This window comes from Turicibacter sp. KK003, from assembly GCF_037014675.1.
GTDB lineage: Bacteria > Bacillota_I > Bacilli_A > MOL361 > Turicibacteraceae > Turicibacter > Turicibacter faecis.
Genome location: NZ_CP142738.1, coordinates 1,458,807 through 1,475,903, shown reverse-complemented (window position 1 = coordinate 1,475,903; position 17,097 = coordinate 1,458,807). Strand labels below are relative to the sequence as shown.

At 37.0% G+C, this 17,097-nt stretch carries 16 protein-coding genes; all 16 read left to right on the top strand.

Going from position 1 to position 17,097, the window contains the following annotated elements:
- The first annotated feature begins 301 nt into the window (after positions 1-301).
- A complete protein-coding gene (locus VXM77_RS07255; protein WP_262953610.1) occupies positions 302-1,465 on the top strand; it encodes a hypothetical protein in 1,164 nt (387 codons plus the stop codon).
- 215 nt (positions 1,466-1,680) lie between these two features.
- Positions 1,681-2,460: an endonuclease/exonuclease/phosphatase family protein gene (locus VXM77_RS07250; protein WP_338507427.1), complete on the top strand. Its 780-nt coding sequence runs from the start codon at positions 1,681-1,683 to the stop codon at positions 2,458-2,460.
- A gap of 2,002 nt (positions 2,461-4,462) precedes the next feature.
- Complete coding sequence (locus VXM77_RS07245; protein WP_161831649.1) at positions 4,463-5,965, top strand: carboxypeptidase M32; 1,503 nt, start codon at positions 4,463-4,465, stop codon at positions 5,963-5,965.
- 88 nt (positions 5,966-6,053) lie between these two features.
- Positions 6,054-6,536 (top strand): GNAT family protein, encoded by a 483-nt coding sequence (locus VXM77_RS07240; RefSeq protein ID WP_161831648.1) that lies wholly within the window; start codon positions 6,054-6,056, stop codon positions 6,534-6,536.
- A gap of 160 nt (positions 6,537-6,696) precedes the next feature.
- The gene (locus VXM77_RS07235) at positions 6,697-8,187 is read left to right on the top strand and encodes a glycoside hydrolase family 32 protein (RefSeq protein ID WP_237658904.1); all 1,491 of its coding nucleotides are present in this window, start codon (positions 6,697-6,699) and stop codon (positions 8,185-8,187) included.
- A 199-nt stretch (positions 8,188-8,386) separates the two neighbouring features.
- On the top strand, positions 8,387-8,812 hold the full coding sequence (locus tag VXM77_RS07230) for a methylglyoxal synthase (RefSeq protein WP_161831646.1): 426 nt from the start codon (positions 8,387-8,389) through the stop codon (positions 8,810-8,812).
- 28 nt (positions 8,813-8,840) lie between these two features.
- Positions 8,841-9,302 carry a GNAT family N-acetyltransferase gene (locus VXM77_RS07225; RefSeq protein WP_161831645.1) on the top strand — a complete coding sequence of 154 codons (462 nt, stop codon included), beginning with the start codon at positions 8,841-8,843 and terminating at the stop codon, positions 9,300-9,302.
- 349 nt (positions 9,303-9,651) lie between these two features.
- Positions 9,652-10,431: a glutamate racemase gene (gene murI, locus VXM77_RS07220; RefSeq protein WP_161831644.1), complete on the top strand. Its 780-nt coding sequence runs from the start codon at positions 9,652-9,654 to the stop codon at positions 10,429-10,431.
- 84 nt (positions 10,432-10,515) lie between these two features.
- The gene (locus VXM77_RS07215) at positions 10,516-10,962 is read left to right on the top strand and encodes a hypothetical protein (RefSeq protein WP_161831643.1); all 447 of its coding nucleotides are present in this window, start codon (positions 10,516-10,518) and stop codon (positions 10,960-10,962) included.
- 74 nt (positions 10,963-11,036) lie between these two features.
- Positions 11,037-11,240 (top strand): spore protein A, encoded by a 204-nt coding sequence (locus tag VXM77_RS07210; RefSeq protein ID WP_161831642.1) that lies wholly within the window; start codon positions 11,037-11,039, stop codon positions 11,238-11,240.
- A 345-nt stretch (positions 11,241-11,585) separates the two neighbouring features.
- Positions 11,586-13,076 carry an ABC transporter permease gene (locus tag VXM77_RS07205; protein ID WP_161831641.1) on the top strand — a complete coding sequence of 497 codons (1,491 nt, stop codon included), beginning with the start codon at positions 11,586-11,588 and terminating at the stop codon, positions 13,074-13,076.
- A gap of 2 nt (positions 13,077-13,078) precedes the next feature.
- Positions 13,079-13,996 (top strand): ABC transporter permease, encoded by a 918-nt coding sequence (locus VXM77_RS07200; RefSeq protein ID WP_161831640.1) that lies wholly within the window; start codon positions 13,079-13,081, stop codon positions 13,994-13,996.
- Between the two features lie 12 nt (positions 13,997-14,008).
- Positions 14,009-15,112: an ABC transporter ATP-binding protein gene (locus VXM77_RS07195; RefSeq protein ID WP_338505819.1), complete on the top strand. Its 1,104-nt coding sequence runs from the start codon at positions 14,009-14,011 to the stop codon at positions 15,110-15,112.
- Positions 15,060-15,998: an ATP-binding cassette domain-containing protein gene (locus VXM77_RS07190; protein ID WP_338505817.1), complete on the top strand. Its 939-nt coding sequence runs from the start codon at positions 15,060-15,062 to the stop codon at positions 15,996-15,998. Before VXM77_RS07195 ends, VXM77_RS07190 begins: the two co-directional genes overlap by 53 nt.
- 143 nt (positions 15,999-16,141) lie before the next feature.
- Positions 16,142-16,660 carry an amidase domain-containing protein gene (locus VXM77_RS07185; RefSeq protein WP_161831637.1) on the top strand — a complete coding sequence of 173 codons (519 nt, stop codon included), beginning with the start codon at positions 16,142-16,144 and terminating at the stop codon, positions 16,658-16,660.
- Positions 16,661-16,750: 90 nt separating this feature from the next.
- The gene (locus VXM77_RS07180) at positions 16,751-16,945 is read left to right on the top strand and encodes a hypothetical protein (protein ID WP_338505816.1); all 195 of its coding nucleotides are present in this window, start codon (positions 16,751-16,753) and stop codon (positions 16,943-16,945) included.
- Positions 16,946-17,097 lie beyond the last annotated feature (152 nt).

Sequence of the window (17,097 nt, the reverse complement as noted above, 5' to 3'; positions counted from 1 at the left end):
AGAGTATTGTCGTTGATTGTCAGAAGAGTTTTTAATATAATAAGAGTAATATCAATCAGTTAGACTAAATCTAATTTCTAATCATTTGATGGGAGAAAAGCATTTAGACTGACTATAATCTGATTGGAAACATCCCATCATTTCGTCGTTTAGTTACTAGAGTATATGTAAACAGTGGTTCCGTTTTTTGAAATGAAATTTCCTACTTGAAAAATAAATTTAGGATAAAGGATTGATCCACGCAAAGATTAGTAGGGAAACGCCTAAAATGATGTAAATAACTAAGATAGGAGATGGAAAAATGAACCAATCACGGAAACGGGTACGCTCTGTTAGTTTAGAAACCTTTATCTTTTTGGGAGTAACCCTTGGCATCTTTGGATATATCGCCAGTCAAATGGGTGTTGGAATCATGTTTAGTGTTATTATGAAGACGGCCCATGACCTATTACTACAAACTGTGTTTTTAATTATGGCATTGGCCGTGTTAGCTGGGGCGCTTAGTGCGCTATTATCGGAGTTTGGAGTCATTGCTTTAATCAATAAATTATTATCTAAGGTTATTCGCCCGCTTTACGGATTACCAGGAGCAAGTATTATAGGAGCGATTGCTACTTATTTATCGGATAATCCCGCTATTATTGCGTTTGCAAAAGATAAAGAATTTCAACGTTTTTTTAAAAAACATGAAATTCCAGTTCTTTGTAATTTAGGAACAGCGTTTGGGATGGGGTTAATTGTTACAACTTTTATGGTGGCATTGGGCCCAGATTACATTGTGCCAGCGTTACTTGGGAATGTTGGAGCCATTGTTGGGAGTATCGTCAGTGTTCGCCTCATGCTTTCCTACACAAAAAAATATTATGCGAATCAAGGAATTGAAGATTTTCAACAAGATGAGGTGATTGTTGTTGAAGACTATCGTGAGATTCGTGAAGGAAACCTGTTCCAACGTATTCTTGATGCCATGCTTGAAGGAGGAAAGAACGGGGTCGAAATGGGAATGTCAATCATTCCTGGAGTTTTGATTATTTGTACACTTGTTATGTTGTTAACATTTGGTCCCTCAACGGATCCGCTGACAGGAGAGTCTGTTTATTTAGGGGTCGCTTATGAGGGGGTAGCTCTTCTTCCAGCTATAGGTGAAAAGCTCATGTTTTTGTTAAACCCATTATTTGGATTTACTAATGCGCAAGCTATTGCGGTACCTGTCACTTCCCTAGGGGCTGTCGGAGCAGCGATGTCGCTAATTCCACAATTTATTACTGAAAATATTGTAACGCCTAATGATATTGCAGTATTTACTGCGATGGGAATGTGTTGGAGTGGATATTTAAGTACCCATGTTGGAATGATGGATGCACTTGGGGTAAGACAATTAAGTAGTAAGGCAATTATGGCCCATACAATTGGAGGAATCGTTGCTGGAATGGTTGCTCATTTCCTATACATATTTTTTATTTAAAAAGTTACCGCGAGGTAACTTTTTTTGGAATAGCAACCACACAAATGAAAAGAATAGTTAAGGAATATACTTCAGATGAGGATAGTTTTATTTAAGAGATGTTGGAAAGTAGGAGTGGTAAAGAAATAAAACGGTAGAATAAATTTTATAAAGTAAATAAATATTCTCATGAATGAAGAGTAAAGGATCGAAAGGAGGAGTAATAGGTGAAAATTATGACATTTAATCTCCGTTCTGATTCAGTTTTAGATGGTAAAAATCGTTGGCGTCATCGGAAGGAGATTGTGTGTGATATTTTAGAAAAATATAGTTGTGACATTATTGGTCTTCAAGAAGTAACCGTCAAGATGCGGGCAGACCTAGAAAAAAATTTGAAAGGATATCAGATTATCGGAAGGCCAAGGAGTAAACGATTCTTTATTGAGCATAATAATATCCTTGTCTCGACCAAGCATACGATTTTAAGCCAGGAGACATTTTGGTTATCTAGAAATCCTCAGAAAGTTGGAAGTTCCGTATGGTATTCTATTTTTCCGCGAATTTGTACAACAGCAAAAATCAAATTAAGCACGGGAGAAGTAGTGAGGGTGTATAATACACATTTAGATTGTTATCTATCTCCTGCAAGACAGTATGGGTTGAAAAAAATTATGCGCTATATTGAAAAGCAGCATGCTTTAGAAAAACTACCCGTGATTCTTATGGGAGACTTTAATGCAAATCCCCATCACCGTGTCATTCAAACAATCTTTGGTGAAAAATACAATACGCAACAATTGGTTGCTGTGCAGGAAAAAGATCCGAAAATTTATCGTCAGGCAACAATGGGACGGTTTAAAGATCGTGAGCGTGGAATGCATTTAGATTACATCTTTGTTTCCCCTGAGTATGAAGTTGAGCGAACACAGATTATCAAAGATAATCAAAATGGAAGATTTCCATCGGATCATTATCCATTAGTAGCAGATATTTGTTTGCAAAGAGGTAATGGATAGAAAAAGTTAATATCCAATTTTGACACGGAAAGAACACATCTTATTTAAACAAGTGTGCCATAATAGAAATTGTCTTGAAGAACAGGACACTACCCCAACAAAAATATTATAAAGTTCTCCCCAAAAAAAACTTTATAATATTCTCTCTTTTCATCCCAATATTTATAAAGCATCCCCAAAAAGAAATCTTATTTGATTTCTTTTTTTATTTGTTAAAACTGAGGGGGGGAAGAGACACAAGTTTTTATATGGCAATAATGCGGTAGAAGATAAAGGATCATCTTAAGAATTAAACATCTTTCGAGGAAAGGAAGAGCCGTTAGCCTGTATTAACTAGACGCCTGCGGTTATTTAGCCCTAACTATTCGACAGTATAAAACAAAAAACACAAAAAAGACACATTTCAAAGTGCAAATATGCTATAATAATAAATGTCTTGAAGAACAAGACACTACCCTAATTAAAAAATTACGAAGTTCTCCCCAAAAAAACTTCGTAATATTCTCTCTTTTCATCCCAATATTTATAAATCATCCCCTGTTTTAAGAGGCTCGTAAGAGCCTCCTTTTTTTATCATGCTTGAGATAGTAAAGAAGGAGTTCGTGTGTGGAACTTTATCATAACAAGGCTGCTTATTTACTCTCAACGTTTATCGACAATAAAAGAGAAAAAACACAAAAAAGACACATTTTGAAATGTAAATATGCTATAATAATAAATGTCTTGAAGAACAAGACACTACCCTAATTTAAAAATTACGAAGTTCTCCCCAAAAAAACTTCGTAATATTCTCTCTTTTCATCCCAATATTTATAAATCATCCCCTGTTTTAAGAGGCCTTAGAGCCTCCTTTTTAATTGGTAGAATAAAACACGAAAAAGACACAACAATAGATAGAGAGTATGGCATAATAGTGAATGTCTTGAAAGATAAGATACTATCCTAATTTAAGAAGTTATGAAGTTCTCCCTAAACAACTTCATAATATTTTCTCTTTTCATCCTGATAGTATAAATCATCCCCTGTTTTAAGAGGCTCATAGGAGTCTCCTTTTTTTGTAGAGAAGATTGAAAAAGGGCGAAAAAACACAAAAAGGACACATGGTATCAAAGAGTTGTGTTATAATAATAAATGTCTTGAAGAACAAGACACTACCCTAATTAAAAAGTTATGAAGTTCTCCCAAAAAACTTCGTAACATTCTCTCTTTTCATCCCAATATTATAAATCATCCCCTGTTTTAAGAGGCCCGAAGGGCCTCCTTTTTTGTGTGAAAAAATGAAACCGATGAGTAAGTTAAGAAGAGAGGCGATCATGATTAGACGATATTGTTGTTTCATTATTGTAGAATCTAGCTATAATGGTGATAAAAAACGACAAAAAAACACAAAAACGACACATTGTGTAAAAGGATTGTGTTATAATAATAAATGTCTTGAAGAACAAGACACTACCCTAATTAAAGAATTACGAAGTTCTCCCCAAAAAAACTTCGTAATATTCTCTCTTTTCATCCCAATATTTATAAATCATCCCCTGTTTTAAGAGGCTCGTAAGAGCCTCCTTTTTTATGTAGGTAAGAAAAATTTCCAATTTTAAAAATAATATTTAGGTTGAAATGTGAAATGATTGGTATGGGACTAAGACCTGTGTTTACCATGGGAAGTTTAATGATAGGTATGTGGGGATAGAGTGATCGTTTCTTATAACGAATTAATCTTTTTTGATAAAAAACGACAAAGAACACACGAAAGACACATTTTGAAGTACAAATATGCTATAATAATAAATGTCTTGAAGAACAAGACACTACCCTAATAAAAAGTTACGGAGTTCTCCCCAAAAAAACTTCGTAATATTCTCTCTTTTCATCCCAATATTTATAAATCATCCCCTGTTTTAAGAGGCCCGAAGGGCCTCCTTTTTTATATTTGAAAAAACCCCAACTAAAAATAGAAAAATATGGTAAAATATTTAAATAGAAGAAAAGAGGGGGAATGATCTTGGATAGAGAAAAAGCATTGAGGTTTTTAAAGGAACAAAGAAAACTCATGAATTATATGAATTCGACGTTAAGTGTTGTGTCGTGGGATACTGAGGTAATGGCTCCTGAGGAAGCAATCGATTATCGAAGTGAAGTGATTGGGTACTTATCGTCTAACTATCATCAGTTAACAACGGATTATAGAATTGAGCAAGCTCTGGGTGTCTTATTGAGTGAAGAGGATAAATTTAATCTGTATGAGCAACGCTTGATTGAAGAGTTTTATAATATTTATTATAAAAATAAAAAAATACCGGAATCCCTGCAAAAGGAATTATCGATGGCGACAGCGATAAGTAATAAATCTTGGAAAAGGGCGAAAGAAAAAGGTGATTATGAACTTTTTAAACCCCATCTTGCGCGTGTTATTGATTTGTTAAAACAGCAAGCAGTATGCGTGGGGTACGAGGGGCATATCTATAACGCCTTTTTAGATAACTTTGAAAAAGGGATGACAGTAGAGGAGTTGGACGAGATTTTTGCTGACCTTAAAGAGGGGCTTGTTAAACTTTTAGCGGAGTTAAAGGAGGCAAAGCAACTGTCATTCCGTCGGCCTAAAGGGCCATTTTCAAAAGAATCGCAATCTCAGTTGGCGTTATATATACTCAACCAAATGGGATATCGCATCCATGAAGCAGGGCGACTTGATGAAACAGAGCATCCTTTTACAGCTTTTTTAGGGCCCAAAGATATAAGGATTACCACACATTATTATGAAAATTCAATTGAAGGTGCGTTGTTTAGCACGATTCATGAAGGCGGGCATGCTATTTATGATCAAAATATGCCTCATGATTGGGCAGAATATGGGGTGAATGAAGCGCCATCGATGGGACTTCACGAATCTCAATCGCGTTTTTACGAAAATATAATTGGGAGAAGTTTACCATTTTGGAGAGCTTATTTTCCAAAATTACAAGAGTTTATGCCGTCTTATCAGTCGGTTTCTTTAGAGGAGTTCTACCAAATGATAAATGAGGTATCTCCTTCGCTTATTCGGACGGAGGCAGATGAGATAACCTACTCGTTACACATTATTATTCGCTATGAAATTGAAAAATTAATGGTGAGTGGAGAGGTTGGCATTGACGAACTTCCAATGATTTGGAATCAAAAGTATAAAGAGTACTTAGGCGTGGAGCCGAAAAACGATGCAGAGGGATTAATGCAAGATGTCCATTGGGCTGAAGGGATGATCGGTTACTTTCCAAGCTATGCGCTAGGAAACCTATACGGCGCTCAGTTTTATCATCAGATGAAAAAGGAACTTCCACAACTTAAGGATGAGATAGAATCAGGGAATTTATCAATTGTTTTTGAATGGTTGAAGCAAAATGTTCATTCGTATGGAAAGGTGTATACCCCTGGACAATTGGTTGAACATGTGACCAAAGAGCCGCTTAATCCTAAGTATTTCTTAGATTATTTGCGTGAAAAATATCTAAATTTATATCATCTATAATATTGAATTAATGCTTTAGCCCTTTGTGGCATATAATCCAACGAGGTTTCCGATCGTCGTTGGATTTTTTGTATAATGGGGGGATAAAATGAAAGTAAAAGTGAGGCGGATGAGCGAGATAGATGCGTTAAAAATATTGGTATGGCATTACGCTCCTCCTTATAGTTGGTATGATTTTGAACAAACAAACTCAGATTTTCACGTGTTGTTAAAAGATCAGTATTATTGTGTAATTGGTGAAGAAGGTGAGTTAATAGGTTTTTTTTGTTACGGAACGGCTGCACAAGTTTCTTTAGGAGTAGAGCAAGGGTTTTATCGGGATCAGGATTATTTAGATATTGGGTTGGGGATGAATCCCCTGCTGTGTGGTAAAGGTTACGGGGCTCGCTTTTTTTTAATAGGAATGGACTACGCAAAACATCAATTTGGTTTTAGTAAATTTCGGTTAACTGTAGCCTCGTTTAATCAACGGGCAATTAAAATGTATTTAAAGGTAGGTTTTGTAGAGATAGGTAGATTTATTGTTTCGACTTATGAATTTATTGTAATGATTTATGAGAGGGAATCTTAAAAGGAAGGTTCCTTTTTTTTTGTTTAAAATATAGTAAAATTTTAATAAAAAAGTTGATAAAAAAATAAAGTTATTATAAAATAGAATCATAAGTAAAACGCTTTTAAAAAAGAGTGTTCTTAAAGAAATGGGAAATAGAAGGAGTGAAGGCTTCGTGTTAATGGAAAAAGAATTGTTTATTCAGGGAACAAGTGAACCGTTACAGCAGGCACGTGAATATGTGGAAAAGAAAAAAGACGAGATTATTTCTTTAAAGGATAGAAATAGATTTCATCATATGCCGGAAGTTGGGTGGATGAATGATCCTAACGGATTTTCAGTTTATGATGGGGAGTATCACCTGTTTTATCAATACTTTCCTTACGATGTTAAGTGGGGGCCGATGCATTGGGGGCATGTGAAGAGTAAAGATTTAATCAAGTGGGAATACCTTCCGGTTGCTTTAGCGCCAGATCAATCTTATGAAACAGGAGGATGTTTCTCAGGAAGTGCGTTCGAGGTGGATGGAAAACATGTATTAATGTATACCGGACACACTAATCCTAATCCAGAAGATGAATCGTATGTTAGACAGGTTCAATGTTTAGCAGTTGGGGATGGGGTAAATTATCAAAAATATATTCAAAACCCAATCATTAAAACAGAGGAAATGCCTCCGCATTCTAGTTTAACAGACTTCCGTGATCCAAAAGTTTGGAAAAAGGGAGAGACATACTATTGTATCTTAGGAAGCAAGAGTGATGAAAATAGTGCTCGTGTTTTACTATATAAGTCAGAGGATTTAATTCACTGGACATATGTTGGTTTAGTCGGAGAAAGTAATCATGAGTTTGGTTACATGTGGGAGTGTCCAGACTTCTTCCACTTAGATGGAGAAGACGTCTTAATTATGTCGCCACAAGGGGTACCTGAAGATGAGTTTAGACATAAAAATACGAATACAACGGTTTATTGTTTAGGACATTTAGACTATGATTCCGCACATTATGATTTCCGTAAGATGGAAGAACTTGATTATGGATTAGATTTTTATGCACCTCAAACAACAGAAAGTTTGGATGGGCGCCGTTTAATGATTGCTTGGATGCAATCTTGGCATCGCAATATGCCAACTGATAAGCAAGGTTGGGTGTCATCGATGACGCTTCCGCGTGAATTAACGGTAAAAGATGATATTTTATATCAGTGGCCTGTTCGTGAAATCGAAAACTATCGTACTAATTTAGTTCGTTTTGAGGACTTGTTAGTGACAGGTGTTCAACAGTTAGCAGGCGTAGAGGGGCGTCATATCGATATGGACTTGACAGTAGAGTTAAACGATGCTCAACGTTTTGAAATAAAAGTGATGAAGGGCGAAAATCAAGAGACAACAATCGCTTACGATGTTGATCGTGAGGTGCTAAGTTTTGATCGTCGTCAAAGCGGAAGTGGCATTGAGGGACTTAATTATCGTGAAATGCCTGTTCCATTAAAAGATGGAAAATTATCACTCCGTATCTTAATGGATACTTATTCAGTTGAGTTGTTTGCGCAACAAGGGGCGCATACGATGACATCAACTGTATATGCGGATTTAACATCAACACAAGTGGAATTTGCAAGTGATAAAGAAGTTAAATTAACCATTAATAAATGGGATTTAGCCGTATAGAAGATGTAGATCGTCTTAAAAAAGAGTTCCCCCCCTATAAAATGGTAGATAAAGTAAACACAAACTTTATCTACTTCTCTTTTTTATTGCAATGAAAGCGTATAAAATATCTAACTGTGTTGATTTTTTTAGATTGAAATAAATGGAATTTTAAAAATAAAGGTGATAGGATAGGATTATGCCTAACTAGAATCATGAAATGAGGGTGAATGGTTTGAATTTAAATGTTGCATTAATCGCACATGACCGAATGAAGGATCAAATGGTGAATTTTTGTTTTGCATATGAATCTATTTTAGAAAAATATGGATTGTATACAACAGGAACGACGGGAAAGCGTATTGAAGAGGGAACGTCACTAAAAGTAAATAAATTAGCTTCAGGTCCACTTGGAGGTGACCAGCAAATTGGGGCGATGATTGTCACAGAGGAGATTGATTTAGTCATCTTTTTGAGAGATCCTTTAACGCCACAACCTCATGAGACGGATATTTTAGCATTAATTCGTTTATGCGATGTCCATGCTGTTCCTATTGCAACAAATTTAGCATCGGCAGAGATCTTTATTAGAGCACTTGATCAGGGTGATTTAGATTGGCGAACATTAAGAAAAAATAATAAGTAATGGCTATAGTTTTATAGGGGGAGAATGTATGTTAAAAGTTGTAAAGGTTAAAAAAGATTCTGCTGTCAAGGAATCGGCTATTCCATTTATTGAGGAGACTTGGAAACAAAATAGTAATTCCTCGGATGTTTATCTGAAGGAAAACGGTGTTAAATACTCTGAAGATCGATTAGAAAGTTTTTTTGTTTTAATTCAGGATGATCAAATCATTGGTTATTGTGATTTTATTGAAAATGCTCCGTTAACGGATACAATTGAAGGTCCTTGGGTGAGTTCAGTGTACATGAAAATAAATGATCGCGAAAATAACTATGGGCAGTTATTAATTAATCACGTCCTTCATTACGCCCAATTGCAGGGATATTCTAATGTATATTTATTAGCGAATTCGGGTGATTATTACCGGGAGCAAGGATGGACGATTTTAGAAAATAACGTTAAACAAGGAAGCCAACAAATTTTGATAAAAGAATTAACTGAGAGATGTTAATTATTTTTTAATGCCACTGAGTAACCGGTTACCGATTTTTTTATTCTTGAGGTAACCGGTTACTTCTATAACAAAAGGAAGGGGAATCGTCCCCTTCCTTTTGTTATAGAAAGCTAGAATAGAATTTTTTAAAATGTTGAAGGCGTATGAATTTGATGGCGCGGCATTAAAAGCTCTTTATTCTATATATTAATATGGGGGGGATAAAAAGTGTTAATTAAGAATAAAGTTTTAAGGATGAGTCGTCGTGGGGAGGTAGTCAAGGAAGGTTTTTTCGTGATATAATGCACATAAAACAACATAGAAGCTAAATAAAATTTTAGATGCCTAAAGTGTAGGAGAGGTTAACATGAAAATTGGATTTTTTGATTCAGGTATTGGAGGGTTAACTGTTTTAAGCGAAGCTTTAAAACGCCTTCCTCATCATGAATATCTATATTATGCAGATACTGAACATGCACCTTATGGGAAAAGACCTAAAGAAGAAGTGTTAATGTATGTGTTAGAGGCCGTTGACTTTTTAGTTCAACAAGGAGCACAAATGATCGTTATTGCTTGTAATACAGCGACAAGTATCGCTATTACAACGCTTCGTGAGAAGTATGATATTCCTATCATTGGGATGGAACCGGCGGTAAAACCAGCCATAGAGTGTGTGAGTGACGGTTCGAAGCGGGTCTTAGTCACTGCAACACCGTTGACATTGAAAGAAGAAAAGATGCATGAACTGATTCAGCGAATTGATGGGAAACATCAAACGGACTTACTTCCATTACCCGATTTGGTTCGTTTTGCCGAGGCGCTAGATTTTTCAGATCGAACAGTGCTTCCGTATTTAGAAAAATGTTTAAGTCCGTTGGCGGTGAACCAGTATGGAGCCGTTGTTTTGGGATGTACTCACTTTCCACTTTTTCGTGCTCAGTTTGAAAAATTGTTTGAATCGACGGTTCATATCGTTGACGGAAGTTCGGGGACAGTTTCACGTTTAGAACAATTAATGCGAGAAGAAAAAGCAATAGAATCAAGTGATCCAAAGGTGAAATTTTATCAGTCAGGGAAAGAGGTTCAATCAGAAAAGGATTTAGTGAAATTTACACGTATTCTCGCTCAATTAGATGGAAGTAAATAAAAAGAGTACATTTAGTCATATGAAGGAACGTTTAATCATAGATTAAGGTGAGAGATCAGATTACTTGAAAAATGTGGTGATACTATGGATTTTCAAAACGTGAATCCCGAGTTGTTCATCGTGGTCGGTGAGTTGCTGGGTAACGTTCTTTCAAATGAGTTACCATTTAATGTACAAAATGCCGTGGGCAACTGGTTACAACTTGTTGGACAAGCGATTGAAACGTATAATGCGCAGCAGCAATATTATCAGCAAGGACCCGGGCGATATTTTACACCAGATAGTTTTAATGTAGATAATCCTCATTGTCAAAATAAACAGGGAAGTTCTAATCAGACTTCCTCCAATCAAGGGGCTTCATCTGAAGATGACGTATTGCCTAAATCTTCAAGAGCGTCGACTGACTCAGGTTCAACACCAGACATTGAACATCTTGTGCGCTTACAGGAAACGGTTGAATTACTAATGTCACGTTTAGAACAATTAGAAAAAGAAATAAAAACTTTAAAAGAGATGGATAGGGGAAAATAAACTCGTGTTAAATGGATTTTTAACATGAGTTTTTTTGTTTTGGGTATATTAATAACTGTTGGAGGTGATTATTCATGAAACATTGTAGTCATCAAGGGTTAAAAGGTGGAAATCAATTTTCTGATGTTGAGTTTGCGTCTGAGTTTGCCTCAAAAGAATCATGTTTAGATCAAGAGGCACAACATGCCTTTTTATCAGCTAAAGCTGGCGGAATGATTACGAAACGATTAGTAGAAGTCGGAGAAAAGATGCTAATGAATCAACAAAAAACGAAGTAACGTCTGTTGAATGAAAAAATAAAGGACAGGATTCCGTTCATTGTAACGGTTGTCCTTTTTTATTTGCCCATAGATGTTAAGAGCTAGAAATGGGGAAACATGAATTTTGACGAAAGGTTTAACAAAAAATATGAAAAAATGCTATCGTATTTGGTATAAAATAATAAAAAAATTATAAGTAGAAAAGGGGTTGAACGAGGGAATAGCTACAGGTAGGGCTCGGTTTTTTAGGGCCTTTCAAACATCCGTCAATGAGAGCTTGGCAGGATGGTAACTGGGGAAAGGGTGATGATCATCAAGCTGGATGACTCAGTTTAAATAAAAGGTGAAGGGGGAGAAAGCTGAGTGAGACGATATTTAATTAAAAGGTTTTTAAGATCATTGTTGTCGATTTTTATTGTTATGACGATTGTTTTTACGCTTGTTTATTCGGTAGTCCCTCGTGATCGAGTCTTTTTTTCAGATGTAAATATAGAAAAGTTGCAAAAAAGACCGGATGATTACTTGAATTATAAATATATTCAATGGGAAAAGTTGGGTTACTTGAAGTATGAGACGATTCAAGATTATTGTAGAGGACTTTACGGCGACGCGAATGGAGAGTATGTTCGTTGTTTATTACCGGACTCAAGCGAAACAAAAGAGTTTGTATCTTCTAAACAAGAGGAAGGATGGGAAGTATCCTTTTTTGAAGAATCCGGACAGGCTTATTCATTTGAAGAGATTTCACCGTTAAAACGTGCACTTAATTGGTGGGCCAACTTAATTCAAATTGATTCGCCTAATCGGGTAAAGAGTGAAGAGGCGACCCTAAAACGCCAAATTTATGTTGGAAAAGATTTTAATGATCGTCTGGCGTTGATGTGTTCGGGGTGCGAAAATAAATACTTAATATATTTTGATCAAAAGTTTCCGTTTATTCATCAAAATATAGTCAAACTGAATTTAGGAGTTTCCTATCCAACGTATAGTGGACAGGAAGTATTAGAGGTCATTACGAGTTCTCAGGGAGAAAAGGTGAAACAGGAGCTTAAAGAACCTATTAATGGTCAAGAAGCGAGCTCGATTAATTATTACACGTGTCGATATAAGGAAACGTTGGATGCCCTAGAGAAGAAGAACTTTAGTGATCATTATGCAGATTGCGATGCCATTCGAACGGATCCATCCATGATGAAGATTTCGTTTATTATGGGATTTATCTCGCTTGTGTTGACTTATGTGATTGGCTTGCCACTTGGGGTTTATATGGCGCGCCATCAAGGTCGGTGGGGGGATCGTTTGGGGCAGTGGTATATCATCTTCATGAATGCCATTCCTGGTCTTGCTTATATTGTTTTTATTCGCTTTATCGGTGGAAAATATTTTGGCTTACCTTCGATGTTCCCTATGTTAGGGGCAGAGGATCCAAGGTCTTACATTTTACCTATTTTGTCGTTAACTTTAGGTGCTACAGCTAGCCGCATGATGTGGATGCGCCGCTATATGATTGACCAAAGCCAGATGGATTATGTCAAATTTGCACGTGCGAAGGGACTTTCAGAGCGCGAAATTTTTTCAAAACACATTTTTAGAAATGCGATCATTCCTATGGTTCATGGAATCCCTGCAGCCATCATTTTTTGTATTTCTGGCGCCTTAATTACCGAAGGGGTTTATGGAATTCCAGGAATGGGTAAAATTTTACCCGATTCTATTTCGATTTATAATAATTCGATGGTGGTAGGGCTAACGTTTATTTTTACAACTTTAAGTATTCTATCGACATTTTTAGGGGACTGGTTATTGACTAAAATTGATCCACGGATACGTCTTGAAGATAAGGGAGGGAATTAACGGTGCAAGATTCACGTTTTGAATTTGTCACAGTAGATGCACGGGTAGCTGAAGAGATTGAGGCCCCATCTTATTCATATTGGCAGTCTGTTTCAAAGCAATTTTTTAAAAAGAAGAGCACGGTTATTTTGTTATTACTGATGGTCGTTATTATACTTGTTGCCTTAATTCAACCAGAATTATCAGGCTATGATCCGATGAATTCCCCTAATATTAATCGTCCAGAAATGAGATTTCGAGGGATTTCATTACAATATCCTTATGGAACAGATGGGGTTGGAAACTCAGTTTGGGATGTTGTTTGGGCGGGGACTAGGACCTCGTTATTAGTTGGATTTATTGTTGCTTGTATTAATACATCGATTGGCGTTGTTGTAGGGGCCGTCTGGGGATTTTCAAAGGCCATTGATAAAGTGATGATTGAGGTCTTTAATATTATTTCAAGTGTTCCTTATATTTTAATTGTCACTGTTCTTTTGTATACGTTTGGAAGGGGATTTTGGCAATTAATTTTAGCCATGTGTTTGACGGGCTGGTTATCGACGGCTTATTTTATTCGAACACAAGTGATGATTATTCGTGATCGCGAATATAATCTCGCTTCATCTTGTCTTGGGACACCGATGTTGCGTTTAGTTAGTCGTAATATTTTGCCATACTTGCTATCCGTTATTATGACGAATGTATCGCTAGAAATTCCAGCGGCTATTTCAACAGAAGTCACGTTATCATTTTTAGGAATTGGTTTGAACGTGGCTGTTCCGTCTCTTGGAAGAATGATTAACCAATATGCCAATTATTTTAATGGATATCCCCACTTATTTTGGGCTCCTGTTTTAACATTGGCGTTAGTGACGATTTCTTTATATGTCATTGGTCAAACATTAGCAGACGCTTCAGATCCAAGGACACATCGATAAGGGGGATGAGTTATGAAAGGTAGGGACACTATTTTATCCATTCGAGATTTAGAGGTCACCTTTAAAGTGCGAGACCGCCAACTTAAAGCTATTCGCCGTATTTCATTTGATTTGTATCGCGGGGAAACACTTGCAATTGTTGGGGAATCTGGATCTGGAAAGTCTGTGTTAATGAAGTCGCTAACAGGAATGTTGGAATCTAACGGGACGGTTAGCGGTGGAAGTATTCGTTTTTTCGATGAGGAGCTTGCTCATAAGAAAAAACCGCGGGAATGGGAGTCGATTCGCGGGGCTAAGATTGCGACCGTTTTTCAGGATCCGATGACCTCACTTAATCCGGTTCGTACGATTGGATCGCAAATTGTAGAGGTGATGATGAAGCATCAACGTTGTTCACGAAAGCGGGCGAAACAGTTGGCGATTGAGCTAATGGAACGTGTCGGAATCTCAGAAGCTGCCGAGCGATTTGATGCGTATCCTCATGAGTATTCAGGCGGAATGCGCCAGCGGATTGTGATTGCGATTGCGTTAGCTTGCCGTCCACAAATTTTAATTTGTGATGAACCAACAACGGCTTTAGATGTGACCGTGCAAGCCCAAATTTTAAATTTAATTAAACAATTACAACAAGAGGAAGGGTTTACCACCATTTATATTACGCATGATTTAGGGGTAGTGGCCAATGTGGCTGATCGGGTAGCTGTTATGTATGCAGGACAAATTGTAGAGTACGGAGAGGTAGAGGAGATTTTCTATGAATCGGCTCATCCGTATACGTGGGCGTTGCTTTCTTCGCTTCCACAACTAGGTCAAAAGGGAGAACGTTTATTTTCGCTTCATGGGACACCGCCTTCTTTATATCATGACATTGTCGGGGATGCATTTGCTCCACGTAATCAGTATGCGATGCGTATTGATTTTGAAGAGGAGCCGCCTTTTTTTGAAATTACACCGACTCATTATGCAAAAACGTGGCTATGTGATCCGCGAGTTCCATTTTTTAAACGCCCAAAAGCGATTGAAGGGCTTCATCAGAAGATGGTAATGATTTATCAAGGAGGAAATGTTAGTGGGAACAGAGAAGAAAGAAGTTTTAGTTTCAATTCGCGATCTTGAAATTAAATTTGATGAGTACGTCGCTGTATCAAATGTGAATTTTGATATTTATAAAGGAGAGACCTTTTCGCTTGTTGGGGAATCCGGTTCAGGAAAAACGACCATTGGTCGGGCTTTAATGCGTATTCATGAGACATCGAAAGGGGATATTTTCTTTAAAGGAAAAAAGATTAATCAAAAGGTGGGGGCGCGTCTTCATAAAGAACTCATCAAAAAAATGCAAATGATTTTTCAAGATCCCGCTGCTTCTTTGAATGAACGAGCGACTATTGATTATATTGTATCTGAAGGGTTGCGAAATTTTCGTCTTTATAAAAATGAAACAGAGCGTCAACAAAAGGTTCGTGAGGCGCTATTGTCTGTTGGTCTCTTGCCTGAACATTTAACGAGATATCCTCACGAGTTTTCGGGAGGACAACGCCAGCGGATTGGAATTGCCCGTGCGATGGTGATGGAACCTGAGTTTATTGTAGCTGATGAACCGATTTCCGCACTTGATGTTTCCGTCCGCGCGCAAGTTTTAAATCTGTTAAAGAAGCTCCAACAAGAAAAAGAGTTAACTTATTTATTTATTGCGCATGATTTATCGGTTGTGCGTTTCATTTCCGATCGGATTGCTGTGATTCATAAAGGTAAAATTGTGGAGTTGGCAGAAGCAGAAGAATTATTTTTAAATCCGCTTCATCCGTATACGAAATCATTACTTTCAGCGATTCCGATTCCAGACCCACGCCTTGAAAAAAATAAAAAATTAGTGGCCTATACAGGGGAAGAACATGATTATTCAGAGGATTTACCGAAATGGAAGGAAATAAAAGCGGGTCACTTTGTATGGGCAAATGATGCGGAAGAAAAAAGATATAGAATGCAAATGAAGATAGGATAATAAAAAAACCGATTGAAACACGTGGTAAACCCAATAGGTTAGAATTTTTAACTAACGTATCGGGATTGTTGCGAAAAATCATCGGTTTTTTTGTTTTAATTCTACAGGAGTGGAATAAGGTATAAAGAGGGGAGGAGTAAGGCATGCAACTAAAACGTTACAACCGACAAAAGGCTATTGATTATGCTAGAAAGTGGGCGCTTGATCGTAATAGTGTTTATCACGATTATGAAAATTACGGTGGGGATTGTACGAATTTTATTTCACAGTGCTTACGGGCAGGAGAAATCCCGTTTGATGAATCAGGAAGTGATTCGACTAAGAAATGGTATTGGTATAGTGATGCAAAGCGGACACCTTCCTGGACGTCAGCTAAACCATTTGAAACTTATTTGATTGGCAATAATAAACAGGGAACGAAAAACTATGGTGTTTATGCCACGTTTTGTCGTTATGAGGAGTTAGAACTTGGGGACCTTGTGCAAAAGCGCATTAATGGTGTCCTTACCCACACGATGATTGTGACTTCAAAAGTTTTCGATGTGGACGGTGAGTTAACAGATTACTTAATCTGTCAACACTCGTATGATTTGAAAGACTTTCCACTCTCTCAAAAAGATGGCGTGCATAGCTACATTAAAATTCATGGGTATTATGCTTAACTCATTTATCTAAAGGTATCATGCATAGTTTCGATGAAATATCGCACACTACTAAAGTCAGAATTCGACAAGAAAGTGAGGCGGTATTTGATGAGTTGTAAATGTAATGGAAAATGCCATGAAAAAGGAAAAAAAGCTAAAAAATCGGAAGCAAATAATCAATGGTGTGGAGCGTCTGTCGTTGGAAATACAGATGACCATCAAATGAAAACCGAATTTAGTAACGAATGGGCTTCAACCAATAAAATGGGAGCCGTCAATCAGGAAACTAAAAAATCTCATTAAGACGAAAAGGCCCCAACAGGGGTCTTTTTATAAACGTTTGAACGAGGTAAGGTTTGTTTTTAGGACGCCTATACACGTTAGGTGAGAAGTGATTAGATGTTAACATAGAAGGTGATAAGGCCTATTGTCGCACGAGGTATCAGAAACTTGTC

Coding starts and splice junctions, on each gene's coding strand:
- VXM77_RS07255 (WP_262953610.1), top strand. CDS start 302: ATGAACCAATCACGGAAACGGGTACGCTCTGTTAGTTTAGAAACCTTT.
- VXM77_RS07250 (WP_338507427.1), top strand. CDS start 1,681: ATGACATTTAATCTCCGTTCTGATTCAGTTTTAGATGGTAAAAATCGT.
- VXM77_RS07240 (WP_161831648.1), top strand. CDS start 6,054: ATGAAAGTAAAAGTGAGGCGGATGAGCGAGATAGATGCGTTAAAAATA.
- VXM77_RS07235 (WP_237658904.1), top strand. CDS start 6,697: ATGGAAAAAGAATTGTTTATTCAGGGAACAAGTGAACCGTTACAGCAG.
- VXM77_RS07230 (WP_161831646.1), top strand. CDS start 8,387: ATGAGGGTGAATGGTTTGAATTTAAATGTTGCATTAATCGCACATGAC.
- VXM77_RS07225 (WP_161831645.1), top strand. CDS start 8,841: ATGTTAAAAGTTGTAAAGGTTAAAAAAGATTCTGCTGTCAAGGAATCG.
- murI (WP_161831644.1), top strand. CDS start 9,652: ATGAAAATTGGATTTTTTGATTCAGGTATTGGAGGGTTAACTGTTTTA.
- VXM77_RS07215 (WP_161831643.1), top strand. CDS start 10,516: ATGGATTTTCAAAACGTGAATCCCGAGTTGTTCATCGTGGTCGGTGAG.
- VXM77_RS07210 (WP_161831642.1), top strand. CDS start 11,037: ATGAAACATTGTAGTCATCAAGGGTTAAAAGGTGGAAATCAATTTTCT.
- VXM77_RS07195 (WP_338505819.1), top strand. CDS start 14,009: ATGAAAGGTAGGGACACTATTTTATCCATTCGAGATTTAGAGGTCACC.
- VXM77_RS07190 (WP_338505817.1), top strand. CDS start 15,060: ATGTTAGTGGGAACAGAGAAGAAAGAAGTTTTAGTTTCAATTCGCGAT.
- VXM77_RS07185 (WP_161831637.1), top strand. CDS start 16,142: ATGCAACTAAAACGTTACAACCGACAAAAGGCTATTGATTATGCTAGA.
- VXM77_RS07180 (WP_338505816.1), top strand. CDS start 16,751: ATGAGTTGTAAATGTAATGGAAAATGCCATGAAAAAGGAAAAAAAGCT.